The sequence below is a fragment of the Methylobacterium cerastii genome (assembly GCF_022179125.1).
Taxonomy (GTDB): Bacteria; Pseudomonadota; Alphaproteobacteria; order Rhizobiales; family Beijerinckiaceae; genus Methylobacterium; species Methylobacterium cerastii.
Genome location: NZ_BPQG01000011.1, coordinates 82,271 through 94,934, shown reverse-complemented (window position 1 = coordinate 94,934; position 12,664 = coordinate 82,271). Strand labels below are relative to the sequence as shown.

The following is a 12,664-nucleotide window of genomic DNA, read 5'->3' as shown; positions in this document are numbered from 1 at the left end:
CGGCTTCGCGGCGCCTGCCGCGCCGACGGGTAAAGCTTCGACAACCGCGCGCGCCCGGTTATGTCTGCGCGGATCGCCCCGGCACGTCGCCGGGCCGATCCGGGGCGCCCGACATGATCACCCATCCGAAACATCCGCCCGCGGCGGGTGGTGCTGCGACGCGGACCCGGATCGGGATGGCCGTCGCGTGATCAATCCCCGGTCGATCTCGTTCCTGCGCCGGGCCAACTGGCGCAGCGCGCGGCCTTTCGCGGGCCTGCTCGGCTCGCCGGTCGCCTTCGGGTTGCTGCTCGTCGCCCTCGTCGCCGGCGCCTGGAACTACGTCGGCGGCGAGGCGAGCCGCGCTGCGGTCGCGGCCGGGACCGCGCGGATCTCGCAGCTCGAGCGTCTGCTCTCGGCGGTGAAGGACCTCGAGACCGGCGAGCGCGGCTACGTCCTCGTCGGCGGCGACATGTACCTCGAGCCCTACCAGAAGGCGCTCGGCGCGATCGATACGGGCCTGACGGCGCTCGGCCGCGTGGCGCAGGCGCCCGTGCGCCAGGGCGGCGCCTCGCTCGCCGCCCTGATCGCGGACAAGCGCGACTTCGCGGCCCGCGTCGTCGCCGCCCGCCGGGACGTGAGCTTCGACGCGGCGACGGAGATCGTCCGAACCGGCGTCGGCAAGCAGCTGATGGACGCCATTCGCGCCGAGACCGCGGGGCTGCAGGCGGCGACCGCGGAACGGCTGGAGGCCGACCGCAGCCGGGACGTCGCCCGCTCCCTGCTGCTGTCGGTGCTGGCGGCGATCTGTGCCGTCGTCGCGATCGTCCTCCTCGCCCGCCTCGCCCTGGTTCGCCGGCGCGAGGCGATGCGGATGTCCGGGCTCCTCGACGGCGTCCTCGCGAACGCCCCGGTCGGCCTCGGCTTCCTCGATCGCGACCTCAAGATCCGCCACATGAACCGGGCGCTCGCGGTGATGAGCGAGCGCGGCTTCGGCGCCGACCTCGGCGCGCCGATCTGGGCGATGCTGCCCAACCTCGCGGACGCCCTCGGCCCGAAGCTCGCCGCCGCCCTCAACGAGGGGCTGGTGACGCCGGACGTTCCCGTGGCGGTGCCGACGCCCTCGGCCCCCGGTGGCGTGCGCCGGTTCTCGATGAGCTTCTACCCGTTGCGCGGCACCTCGTCGGACCCAGAGCCGGCGATCGAGGGCGTCGGCATCGTCGTCCTCGACGAGACCCTGCGCTGGATCGTCGAGGAGCGCATGCGCCGCAGCGAGGAGCGCTTCCGCTCGCTCATCGAGGCGAGCGCGTCGATCGTCTGGACGGCGACCGCGGAGGGCAGCCTGCATCCGCGCCAGGCGTCTTGGACGCGCTTCACCGGCCAGGACGACGCGGCCTATGCCGGCGAGGGCTTCCTCGACGTGATTCACGTCGAGGACCGCGCGCACACCGCAAAGGCCTGGCAGGCGGCAGTCTCGACGCTGCAGCCCTACGAGACCGAGCACCGCCTGCTCCGGGCCGACGGCGAATTCCGGCACATGGCGGTACGCGCCGTGCCGATCCTCGCCGAGGACGGCAGCCTGCGCGAATGGGTCGGCACCCACACCGACATCAGCGAGCGCAAGGCGGCCGAAGCCGCGGTCGAGGCGGCGCGTCAGGCCGCCGAAGACGCCAACCGCGCCAAGAGCCAGTTCCTGGCCAACATGAGCCACGAGCTGCGCACCCCGCTCTCGGCGGTGATCGGCTATTCCGAGATGCTGCAGGAGGAGCTGGAAGACCTCGGCGAGCCGGCGCTGATCGCCGACATGAAGAAGATCGAGTCCAACGCCCGCCACCTCCTCGGGCTGATCAACGACGTGCTCGATCTGTCGAAGATCGAGGCCGAGCGGGTCGAGATCTACGCCGAGGACTTCTCCGTCGCCGACGTGGTGGCCGAGGTCGCCGCCACCGTCGAGGGTTTGGTCGCCAAGAAGGGCAACGCCCTCGACCTGACGATCGCCGACGACGTCGGCACGGCGCATACCGACGTGACCAAGCTGCGCCAGTGCCTGATCAACCTTCTGAGCAACGCGGCGAAGTTCACCGAGAACGGCCGCGTCGGCCTCACCGTCACGCGCGACGCCGACGCCGTCCTGCGCTTCGCGGTAAGCGACACCGGCATCGGCATGAACGAAGAGCAGGTCGGCCGGCTTTTCGAGCGCTTCACCCAGGCCGACGCCTCCACCACCCGGCGCTTCGGCGGAACCGGGCTCGGGCTCTCGATCACCCGCGCCTTCGCCGGCCTTCTGGGCGGCACCGTCGAGGTCGCGAGCGTCGAAGGCGCGGGCAGCACCTTCACCCTGACGCTGCCGGCGCAGTTCGCCGGCCCCGATGCCGCCCCCGCGCAGGGCGAGGACGGGGCGGTCGGAAACCGTATCCTCGTCATCGACGACGACCCGGCGACGCGCGACCTGCTCGCCCGCTTTCTCGAGAAGGAGGGATTCGCCGTCTCCACCGCCGAGGACGGACGCCAGGGGCTGGAGCGGGCGCGGGCGCTACGCCCGCGCGCGATCCTTCTGGACGTGACCATGCCGCGGATGGACGGCTGGTCGGTGCTGCGCGCGCTCCGAGCCGACCCGGAGCTGGGTGCGACGCCGATCGTCATGGTGACGGTGCTCGACGAGCAGAACCTCGCCTTCTCCCTCGGCGCCACCGACTATCTGCACAAGCCGATCGAGTGGGGGCACCTCAAGGCCGTCACCGACCGGTTCCGTCCCGGCAACGCCGAGGGGCCGATCCTCGTGGTCGAGGACGACCCCGACGCCCGCGAGCGGGTGACGACCTTCCTGGAGCGCGAGGGTTTCCCGGTCTGCTCGGCCGAGCACGGCAAGCTCGCGCTGGAGGCGGTGGCGCGGGAGAAGCCGGCCCTCGTGCTTCTCGACCTGATGATGCCGGAGATGGACGGCTTCGGCTTCCTCCGGGCGCTGCGCACCCGCGCGGAGTGGCGCGACATCCCCGTGGTGGTGCTCACCGCCAAGGACATCACCGCGGAGGATCGTCGCCGCCTCGCGGGGCAGGCCGACCGTGTGATCAGCAAGGGCTCGATGAGCCTGTCGGACCTTGCGCAGGAGGTGCGCGGGTTGGTCGGTGGTCCGGCGTAGAAACGACGCGGCCCCCTCTCCCGTTCGGGAAAGGGGGCCACACTTCTTCAGCAGGTGCGCTCGAGGGTACGTCTCAAGGCTCGGAAGTCGGGAAAACCTATTTCTCGACGAAGGCCTTCTCGATCACGTAATGGCCGGCTTCGCCGTGGTTGCCCTCTTCGTAGCCGCCGTTGGTCAGCAGCTCGCGGGTGTCGCGGATCATGTCGGGGCTGCCGCACAGCATGAAGCGGTCGTTCTCGACCGACATGTTCGGCAGGTCGATATCCTCGAACAGCTTGCCCGAGGTCATCAGGTCGGTGATCCGGCCTCGGTTGCGGAACGGCTCGCGGGTCACGGTCGGGTAGTAGATCAGCTGTGCGCTGATCATCTCGCCGAGGAACTCGTGCTTCGGCAGGCTTTCGGTGATGGTCTCGCCGTAGGCGAGTTCCTGAACCTGCCGGCAGCCGTGGACGAGGACGACCTTCTCGAAGCGCTCGTAGGTCTCCGGGTCCTTGATGATCGACAGGAAGGGCGCGAGCCCGGTGCCGGTGCCGAGGAGGTAGAGGTTCTTGCCCGGCAGCAGGTTGTCGAGCACCAGCGTGCCGGTGGGCTTCTTGCCGACGATGATCGGGTCGCCGACCTTGAGGTGCTGCAGCTTCGAGGTGAGCGGGCCGGCCTCGACCTTGATCGAGAAGAACTCCAGCTCCTCCTCGTAGTTGGCCGAGACGACGCTGTAGGCGCGCAGGAGCGGTCGCCCCTCGACCTCGATGCCGATCATCGTGAACTCGCCGTTCCGGAAGCGGAAGGCCGGATCGCGCGTCGTGCGGAAGGAGAAGAGCGTGTCGGTCCAGTGGTGGACCGACAGAACGCGCTCCTCATAGAACTTGCTCATCGACTGAGGTGTCCCGAATCCCGATGGGGCTGGCGGTCTTTTCGCAGGTGCGGAACGCAGGTCAAGACGCGCCGACGACACACAGCCATGCAACCGCAACTGATTGGAATCGCTCTTAATACCCGCGGCGATACGGCCTAGAGCGGCTTCAACCCGGCCTCGATCTCGGCCCGGCGCGGCTCGAGGAACGGCGGCAGCGCCAAGCCCTGCCCGAGCCGGTCGAGCGGTTCGTCTGCAGTGAAGCCTGGACCGTCGGTGGCGATCTCGAACAGGATGCCGTTCGGCTCGCGGAAGTACAGGCTTCGGAAGTAGAAGCGGTCGACCGGGCCGCTCGACGGCATCCGGCGCGTGTTCAGGCGGTCGGCCCAGGCTGCGTAATCCGCATCGGGGATACGGAAGGCGACATGGTGGACGGCGCCTGCTCCCTGCCGCGCAGGGGCGGAGGCGTCGCCCAGAAGCTGCACCTCTGCCGCCGGGCCGCCCTCCCCCATGGCGAAGACGTGGACGGAACCTTCCGGCGTCTCGAAGCTGCGGGCGTGCACCATGCCCAGCACGTCGACGAGGACGCGGCCGGTTGGCTCCGGCTGCGCCACCGACAGCCGGATCGGTCCGAGGCCGCGGATCTGATGATCGGGCGCCACCGGGCTGCCGGCCCACGGATGCGCGTCGCCCGCGCCGCCGTCGTCGACGAGGCTCAGGCGCTGGCCTTCCGAATCCTCGAAGTCGAGGGTCAGGCGACCGTCGCGCTCCACCGGCGCGGAATGGGTCACGCCCTCCCGCGCCAAGCGCTCGCGCCAAGCCTCGATCGCCGTCGGCCCCGCCACGCGCAGGTGTGTGCGGGTGATGCTGTTCGTCCCGCGCCGCTCAGGTGGCGCCGGCCAGTCGAAGAAGGTGACGTCGGTGCCGGGCGAGGCCAACCCGTCGGCGTAGAACAGGTGGTAGGCCGAGACGTCGTCCTGGTTCACCGTCTTCTTCACCAGGCGCAGCCCGAGCACGCGGGTGTAGAAGGCGTGGTTGTCCGCAGCCCGCGCGGTGATCGCGGTCAGGTGGTGGATCCCGGTGAGCTGCATCGGCGAGGGCGTTTTCCGTCGAAGGGGTTGCCGGTTCGGCGAAAAACGCGGCCCGGCAAAGGGATGGGACGTTCCCCATGATCCAGGGATCATGGGGTCAATTCTAGAGGCCGATCGGCCGCCCGGCGGCGACGACCAGCATCCGGCCGTCGGCGAAGGTCCGCGCGCCGGCCCGGCGGATGTCCTCCTGCGTGACCGACGAGACCAGCGCGTTGCGGCGCTCGATGTAGTCCATGCCGAGGCCTTCGAACGCGATCTGCACCAGCTGGTGGGCGATCTTGGTCGAGGTGTCGAAGCCCAGCGCGTAGGAGCCGGTGAGGTAGTCCTTGGCCTTCTGCAGCTCCTCGTCGTCCGGTCCGTCGGCGATCAGGCGGTTGATCTCGTCGCTGATGACCGACACCGCCTCGCCGACGCGCTCGTTCTTGGTCGCGGTATAGCCCCAGGTCATCGCCGCCGAGCGGTGGCTGACAAGCGAGGTTCCGACGGAGTACGCCAGACCGCGCTTCTCGCGCACTTCCTGGAACAGCCGCGAGGTGAAGGCGCCGCCGCCCAGGATGTGGTTGAGAACGTAGGCTGGGATGAAGTCGGGGTCGCGCCAGGCGACGCCGGCCATGCCGAAGCGGATCACCGATTGCGGCACATCGAGGTCGACGACCACGCGCTTGCCGAGGTCGCCCACCGTGGTCCGCTCGATCGCGCGCAGGCCGCCGGCCTCCGACAACGCGCCGAAGGCGCGGTCGAGGCTCTTGGCGAGCTGCTCGGCGCCGATCGCGCCGACGGCGGCGATCTTCACCGCGCCGCGGCCGAGGAGCTGGGCGTGCATCGCCACGAGGTCGTCGCGGGTGATCGCCGACACCGCCTCGATCGTGCCCGACGAGGGCCGGCCGTAGGCGTGCCCGGCGAAGGCCTCGGCGAAGAAGCGGCGCGAGGCCATCACGCCCGGGTCGTTCTGCTGGTAGCGCAGGCCGGCGATCACCTGGCCGCGGACCCGCTCGATCGCGTCGGCGTCGAAGCGGGGCTTGGCGAGCGCCAGGGCCAGGAGGTCGATCGCCTCGTCGGCGTGCTTGACGAGCATCTTCAACGAGCCGCCGATCGCGTCGGGGCCGGCATGGAACGAGAGCTCGATCGCGCGTGCCGCGAGCCGTTCCTGGAAGGCGTCGGAGCCGAGGTCGCCGGCACCCTCGTCGAGGAGACGCGCCAACATCTGGGCGCAGCCCGACTTGCCCTCCGGGTCCTGCGCCGCCCCGCCCTCGAAGGTGAAGGCGAGCGCGATCATCGGCACCACCGGCGATTCGACGTGCCACGCCTCGATCCCGGCGGCGGTCTGGATCGGTAGCGCCTTGGCCGGGCTCGCCTTGGTGCGGACCGGCGTCTCGGCCAGGTCGGTGTCGGCGAAGTTCATGGACGACCTCGTTGTTCTCGTTCTCTTGGATGCGGCCTCTGCGTGCGGCGCCGGGCGCCGCAGGCCGAAGGCGCTATTCCGCGGCGATCGCCATGGGCGCGTCCGGGTCGCTCGCCTTGACGAGGTAGCCGGTCACCGAGCGGGACGGCGTCAGCCAGCGCTCGCTCGCCGTCGCCAGACGCTCGCGGGTCACGCCCTCGATGTCGGCGGGCCAGCGGCGCACCTCCTCAATGGTCTCGCCGATGGCGAGCGCCGAGCCGTAGATGCGCGCGAGCGACGACTGGCTATCGGAGGAGTAAACCGTCTCGGCGACCAGCCGGGTCTTGGCCCGCTCGATCGCCTCGGCGTTCAGCGCCTCGGAAGGTGCGCGCCGGAGCACGCGGTCGACCTCGGCCTCGAGCTTCTCCAGGCTGACGCCCTCGGCGGGGATCGCGTAGACCGAGAAGCGGGTGTCGTCGATCGCCGAGCCCATGTACCAGGCGCCCGCGTTCACCGCGAGGCCGCTCTCCATGACGAGCTTTCGGTAGAGGTAGGAGGTCGAGCCGCCGCCGAGCACTTCGGCGAGCAGTTCGAGATCGTGGCAGCCTCCGTCGCGGGCGGTGATGCAGGACGGCGTGAGGTAAAGCCGCTGCAAGGTCGGCTGCTCGACCTTCGGGTCGGCCACCGCGAGACGGCGCAGCGCTTTCGGCTCGGGCTCCCGCGGGCGGACCCGCACCGGGCGGGCGCCCTGCGGTGCGACGCGCCCGTAGGTCGCCTCGGCCAGGCGCCGGACCTCGTCGGGCGTCACGTCGCCGGCGACCACGAGGATCGCATTCTCGGGCGTGTAGAAGCGCTTGTAGTAGTCGAGGGCGTGGTTGCGGTTCAGCTCCTCGATCTCGTGCATCCAGCCGATGATCGGGATGCCGTAGGGGTGGTGCACGAAGAGCGAGGCCGCCATCGCCTCGGAGAGCTGGGCGGAGGGATCGGTCTCGACCCGCATGCGGCGCTCCTCCAGCACCACGTCGCGCTCGGGCGCGACCACCGCGTCTTCGAGGACGAGGCCGGTCATGCGGTCGGCCTCGAACGCCATCATGGTGTCGAGGTTGTCGCGGGCGACGCGCTGGAAGTAGGCGGTGTAGTCGTAGGAGGTGAAGGCGTTCTCCTGGCCGCCGAGACCGGAGACGGCCTTCGAGAAGGCGCCGACCGGGTGCTTCTCGGTGCCCTTGAACATCAGGTGCTCGAGGAAGTGGGCGATGCCGGACCGGCCGAGCGGGTCGTCGGCCGAACCGTTGCGGTACCAGATCATGTGAGTCACGACGGGCGCGCGGTGATCCGGCACCACCACCACGTCGAGCCCGTTGTCGAGGGTGAAGGACGACACCTCCGGCCCACCGGCCTCGGAGCGCCCGAACGGCGCCGCCTCGACGCGCCCCGCGCTGGCGAAGCGGCCGCCGGCCGGGAACAGGGTGGGCGTCGCCTTCCTGAACAGATGCATACCGTCTTCCCTCGTGCGGCCCTTAAGGGACCGTCCGTTTCTGGTTCGATGCGGGGCAGCGCGCCGGCATCGTCTCGTCCGGCAATTCCCGTACCGGAAGCGCCGGCGCCGGTCCCGTCCCGAACGGCGACCGACCGTGTGTCACATCCGCGCCTCAGCGCGCACGCTGCTCGCGCAGGTAGGCGCCGGGATCGGATTCTTCGCGCTCGCGGCTGGCGTTGTTGATCGGGTCGGTGGTGTTGCGAACGATCTTCTTGGGCGGCTGGCGGTAGCCCTTGGGCGGATCGGTGAGCACGTCGCGCGATGGCTCGACCGCCGACGGCTCGGTCTTCTCGTTGCCGATCCCGCGGATCAGGTCGAGCGGGTTGACCCAGGAATCCTCCCGGGTGTTGTCGCCGGGCTTGCGCTCGATCTCGCGGGTCACGTTGGCGTCGGCACGGCGGCCGGAACGCATCTCGTCGACCGAGAGCGTCGCGTTGTTGTCCTCGTAGCGCCCCTGCGCCTGGTTGCCCTTCGGCACGCGGCGCTCGGCGGCGGCGCGCTCGCGCTCGACCACCTCGGGCTCCTTCGGCCATTGCGACGAGGATGCGCCGGCGCGCGGTGCCGGCAGGGCCTTTCCGTCGAGGCGCGGCGGCATCACCAGAGGTGCGCGCTCGCGATATTCGATCGGCGCCTGCGGCTTCTCGAGGAGGCCGATGCCGCTCAGCGTGTTGCGCAGCAGCTCGCCCCGCTCCTGCGCCTGGACCGCGGACGGCAGGACGATCGCCGCCGCCATGAGAATGAGCTCCCGGTACCCGATCATGATGCCCCGCAACTTGCCCACCGACGCCCGATCCCCGTTCCGGGGTTCATCGAAGCGGCCGCACGGATGACGGCCTGATCCGGCGCTTCGGGTCTGAAGCCGGTTTCCGGCGATCGTATGGCGCCTTGACCGCTCGGGGCCAGCCATAAGCGACCTGCATCCACCGCCGTCGCCGGCCGGTCACGCCGGCGGGGACTCGCTGGACAGGCCGTCGCGCCGTTCCGGCAGCACGCTGTCGAGGATCAACCCGACGACGCCCGCGACGATCGCCGCGTCGGCGACGTTGAACACGTACCAGGACCACGCGCCGGCATGCAGGTGCACGAAATCGAACACCGCGCCGTAGGCCGCCCGGTCGACCGCGTTGCCGAGCGCGCCGCCGGCGATCAGGCCGAGCGCCGTCGCCAGCAGGCGCGACCCCGTACGGGTCATCCACACGCTCAAGCCCACGGCGGCAGCGAGCGACAACGCCACCAGCAACCACCGGCCGACGCCGCCCTCCTGCTGGAACAGTCCGTAGGACACGCCCCTGTTCCAGACGACGACGAACTCGGCATAGGGTCCGAGGCGCCAGGGCTGGGTCAGCACGAGATCGGTGCCGAAGTAGAGCGACAGCTTCGAGAGCTGGTCGAGGACCAGGGTCGCGACGAGGGCGAAGAGGCCGAGATGAACGGGCTTCATCGTGCGGCTCCCGCCGCAGCCTCTCCCCTTCCCCGACGGAGGGAAGAGGAACGAAGCGGTCGCGTCCCGCTCACGCCGCGCTCGCCGCCGGATGCGCCGCATCCCATTCCCGAAGCGCCAGGGCGTCGCGGGGTGTGACGTCCGGGTAGTCCGGGTCGCTGCCGACTTCCGGCGTGACGCGCCAGGAGCGGGCGCACTTGCGGCCCTCGGCGCGCACCGGGACCACGGCGACGCCCTTGACGTCGTCGAGGCGGAACGCGTCGGCGGGGCCCTCCCCGGCCTCGATCCGGATCGCGGAGGTGATGCAGACGTCGGCGAAGTCGACGCCGTCGAGGGCCGTCAACAGCTCCGGCTCGGCGATCGAGACGGTGGGCGCCGCCTCCAGGCTCGCGCCGATGCGCTTGGCCGCGCGCTCGATCTCCAGGGCGCCGGTCACGACCCGGCGAACCCGCCGGATCTTCTGCCAACGCGCGGCGAGGGCGTCGTCGCGCCAGGAGGCCGGCGTCTCCGGCAGGGTCTGCAGGTGGACCGAGCCGGTCTCCGATGGGAACCGGTCGAGCCAGGCCTCCTCGGCGGTGAAGGCGAGCACGGGCGCGAGCCAGATCACGACCCGGCGGAACGCCTCGTCGATCACCTGCAGCGCGGCCCGGCGGGTGACCGAGGAGGCCGGGTCGCAATACAGCGCGTCCTTGCGCACGTCGAAGTAGAACGACGACAGGTCGCCGGTCATGAAGCCGTTCAGCAGCGCGACCACGCGCTTGGTGTCGAAGGTGCGGTAGGCCTCGCGGATCTCGCCGTCGAGCTCGAGCAGACGGTGGAGCACGAAGCGCTCGAGTTCCGGCATCTCCGCGAACGGCACGTCGTCGCCCGCCACGCGGTGAGCGAGGGAGCCGAGCATCCAGCGGAGCGAGTTGCGCAGCTTGCGGTAGGTCTCGGCGAAGGTCTTGATGATCTCCGGGCCGATGCGCAGGTCGTCGGTGTAGTCGGAGGCGGCGACCCACAGGCGCAGGATGTCGGCCCCCGAATCCTTGATGATGCTCTGGGGCGCGACGACGTTGCCCTTCGACTTCGACATCTTGAGCCCCTTGGCGTCGAGGACGAAGCCGTGGGTGAGCACCGTGTCGTAGGGCGCGCGGCCCCGCGTGCCGGCGGATTCGAGCAGCGACGACTGGAACCAGCCGCGGTGCTGGTCCGACCCTTCGAGGTACATCACCGTGTCCCGCCCGCCGTCGCGGCGGCGCACGACGTTGGCGAGGCCGGGGAACGCCGCCGGGTCGTCGAGGACGAAGGCGTGCGTCGAGCCGGAATCGAACCACACGTCGAGGACGTCGGTGACCTTCTCGTAGGCTGCCGGGTCGTGGTCGGGGGCGAGGAAGCGCGCGCCGTCGGCGTCGGTGAACCAGGCGTCGGCGCCCTCAGTCGCGAAGGCGGCGACGATGCGGGCGTTCACGCGGTCGTCGCGCAGCACCTCGCCGGTGCCCTTCTTGACGAACACCGTGATCGGCACGCCCCAGGCGCGTTGGCGCGACACGACCCAGTCGGGCCGGTTGCCGACCATGCCGTTGATGCGGTTCTTGCCCTGGGGCGGCACCCACTGGGTGTCCTCGATCGCCTGCAGGGCGACCTCGCGCAGGGTGCGGTCGCCGAGCGAGTCCACCGCCTTGTCCATGGCGATGAACCATTGCGGCGTGTTGCGGAAGATCACCGGCTTCTTGGAGCGCCAGGAATGCGGGTAGCTGTGCTTGAGCCGCCCCGACGCCACCAGCGTCCCGGCCTCCTGCAAAGCGGCCATCACGGCCTTGTTGGCGTCGCCCTTCTCGCCCTTGTCGGTGAGGACGCGCCGTCCCTCGAAGCCGGGCGCGTCCTTCGTGAGCGCGCCGTCGGCGTCGACGGTGTAGGGGATGCGGGTCTCGATGCCGCGCTCGGCGAGCGCGCGGCCGTTGGCCATCCAGACCTCGAAATCCTCGCGGCCGTGGCCCGGCGCGGTGTGGACGAAGCCGGTGCCGGCCTCGTCGGTGACGTGGTCGCCGTCGAGCATCGGCACGGCGAAATCGTAGCCGCGGCCGGCGAGCGGATGGGACAGGGTGAGGCCGGCGAGTTCGGCCGGGGTCACGTCGCGCAGGCGCTCATGCGCCGCGACGCGCGCAGACTCGAAGACGCCTGCGGCAAGGCCGTCCGCCAGGAGGTAGGTCTGGCCGACCTTGGCCCAGTTGTCCTCCGCGGCCTCCGTCACCCGGTAGAGGCCGTAGGCCACGCGCTTGGAATAGGCGACGGCGCGGTTGCCGGGCATGGTCCAGGGCGTCGTCGTCCAGATGACGACGCGGGCGTCGCCGAGGTCTGCTGCCGCGCCGGCGCGCATCGGGAAGGCGGCGAAGATGGTGTCGCTGACGTGTTCCTCGTACTCGACCTCGGCCTCGGCCAGCGCGGTCTTCTCGACCACCGACCACATCACCGGCTTGGAGCCGCGATAGAGCTGGCCGCTCATCGAGAACTTGATCAGCTCGGCGGCGATGGCGGCTTCGGCCGGGTAGGCCATGGTGGCGTAGGGATGGTCCCAGTCGCCGGTGACGCCGAGGCGCTTGAACTCCGCTCGCTGCACGTCGAGCCAGTGGCCGGCGAAGGTCCGGCATTCCTGGCGGAACTCGATGACCGGCACGTCGTCCTTGTTGCGGCCCTTGGCGCGATACTGCTCCTCGATCTTCCACTCGATCGGCAGGCCGTGGCAGTCCCAGCCCGGCACGTAGTTCGCGTCGAAGCCGAGTCCGCCCATGGAGCGGACGATCACGTCCTTGAGGATCTTGTTGAGCGCCGTGCCGATGTGGATGTTGCCGTTGGCGTAGGGCGGCCCGTCGTGCAGCACGAATTTCGGGCGTCCGGCGGCGTTGGCACGTAGCTGCCCGTAGAGGTCGGTGGCGCTCCAGCGCTCCAGCAGCAGCGGCTCGCGCGTCGGCAGGCCGGCCCGCATCGGGAAGTCGGTCTGCGGAAGGTAGAGGGTCTTGGAATAGTCGCGGCCGGCCGGGGCTTCGGCTTGGGTCTCGTCGGTCATGGGGTCGGGCGTCCTGGAAACGGGCGGCGCGCGTGCGGGCTTTGCGAAGGCCGGCGCATGTCACGGCGCGAGGGGCGATGGAAGCGGCGGCTCCCGTGACGATCCCGGCCTCCGCGCAGCCGCGCGGGCGCGGACCTCACGCGGCGGCCGGGCCCATAATTCGACGGACGTGTGGGGCGTGGACGCAGCGCATGGCCGCG

The 12,664-nt window shown here is 70.5% G+C and carries 8 protein-coding genes and 1 pseudogene; 1 reads left to right on the top strand and 8 read right to left on the bottom strand.

Annotation, left to right across the window (positions count from 1 at the left end; translation table 11 throughout):
* Positions 1-24: 24 nt before the first annotated feature.
* Positions 25-99: pseudogene (locus MFF13_RS26535) on the bottom strand (hypothetical protein); the annotation flags it as partial.
* A gap of 88 nt (positions 100-187) precedes the next feature.
* Between MFF13_RS26535 and MFF13_RS06040 the strand changes: the two are divergent.
* Entirely contained in the window at positions 188-3,118 is a 2,931-nt protein-coding gene (locus MFF13_RS06040; protein ID WP_147828189.1) for a response regulator, read from the top strand.
* A gap of 97 nt (positions 3,119-3,215) precedes the next feature.
* Here MFF13_RS06040 and MFF13_RS06035 read toward each other — a convergent pair whose 3' ends face one another.
* The 7 genes from MFF13_RS06035 to ileS form a co-directional block, all read right to left on the bottom strand.
* A complete protein-coding gene (locus MFF13_RS06035) occupies positions 3,216-3,989 on the bottom strand; it encodes a ferredoxin--NADP reductase (protein WP_147751804.1) in 774 nt (257 codons plus the stop codon).
* Positions 3,990-4,126: 137 nt separating this feature from the next.
* Positions 4,127-5,059, bottom strand: a complete 933-nt coding sequence (locus MFF13_RS06030) for a ring-cleaving dioxygenase (RefSeq protein ID WP_238271381.1) — start codon at positions 5,057-5,059, stop codon at positions 4,127-4,129.
* 103 nt (positions 5,060-5,162) lie between these two features.
* Positions 5,163-6,461 carry a M16 family metallopeptidase gene (locus MFF13_RS06025; protein ID WP_147828187.1) on the bottom strand — a complete coding sequence of 433 codons (1,299 nt, stop codon included), beginning with the start codon at positions 6,459-6,461 and terminating at the stop codon, positions 5,163-5,165.
* A gap of 73 nt (positions 6,462-6,534) precedes the next feature.
* The gene (locus MFF13_RS06020; RefSeq protein WP_147828186.1) at positions 6,535-7,935 is read right to left on the bottom strand and encodes a M16 family metallopeptidase; all 1,401 of its coding nucleotides are present in this window, start codon (positions 7,933-7,935) and stop codon (positions 6,535-6,537) included.
* Positions 7,936-8,089: 154 nt separating this feature from the next.
* A complete protein-coding gene (locus MFF13_RS06015; protein WP_306422416.1) occupies positions 8,090-8,710 on the bottom strand; it encodes a hypothetical protein in 621 nt (206 codons plus the stop codon).
* A gap of 207 nt (positions 8,711-8,917) precedes the next feature.
* Complete coding sequence (gene lspA, locus MFF13_RS06010) at positions 8,918-9,418, bottom strand: signal peptidase II (RefSeq protein WP_147828185.1); 501 nt, start codon at positions 9,416-9,418, stop codon at positions 8,918-8,920.
* Between the two features lie 70 nt (positions 9,419-9,488).
* Positions 9,489-12,464, bottom strand: a complete 2,976-nt coding sequence (ileS, locus tag MFF13_RS06005) for an isoleucine--tRNA ligase (RefSeq protein ID WP_147828184.1) — start codon at positions 12,462-12,464, stop codon at positions 9,489-9,491.
* Between the last annotated feature and the right edge of the window lie 200 nt (positions 12,465-12,664).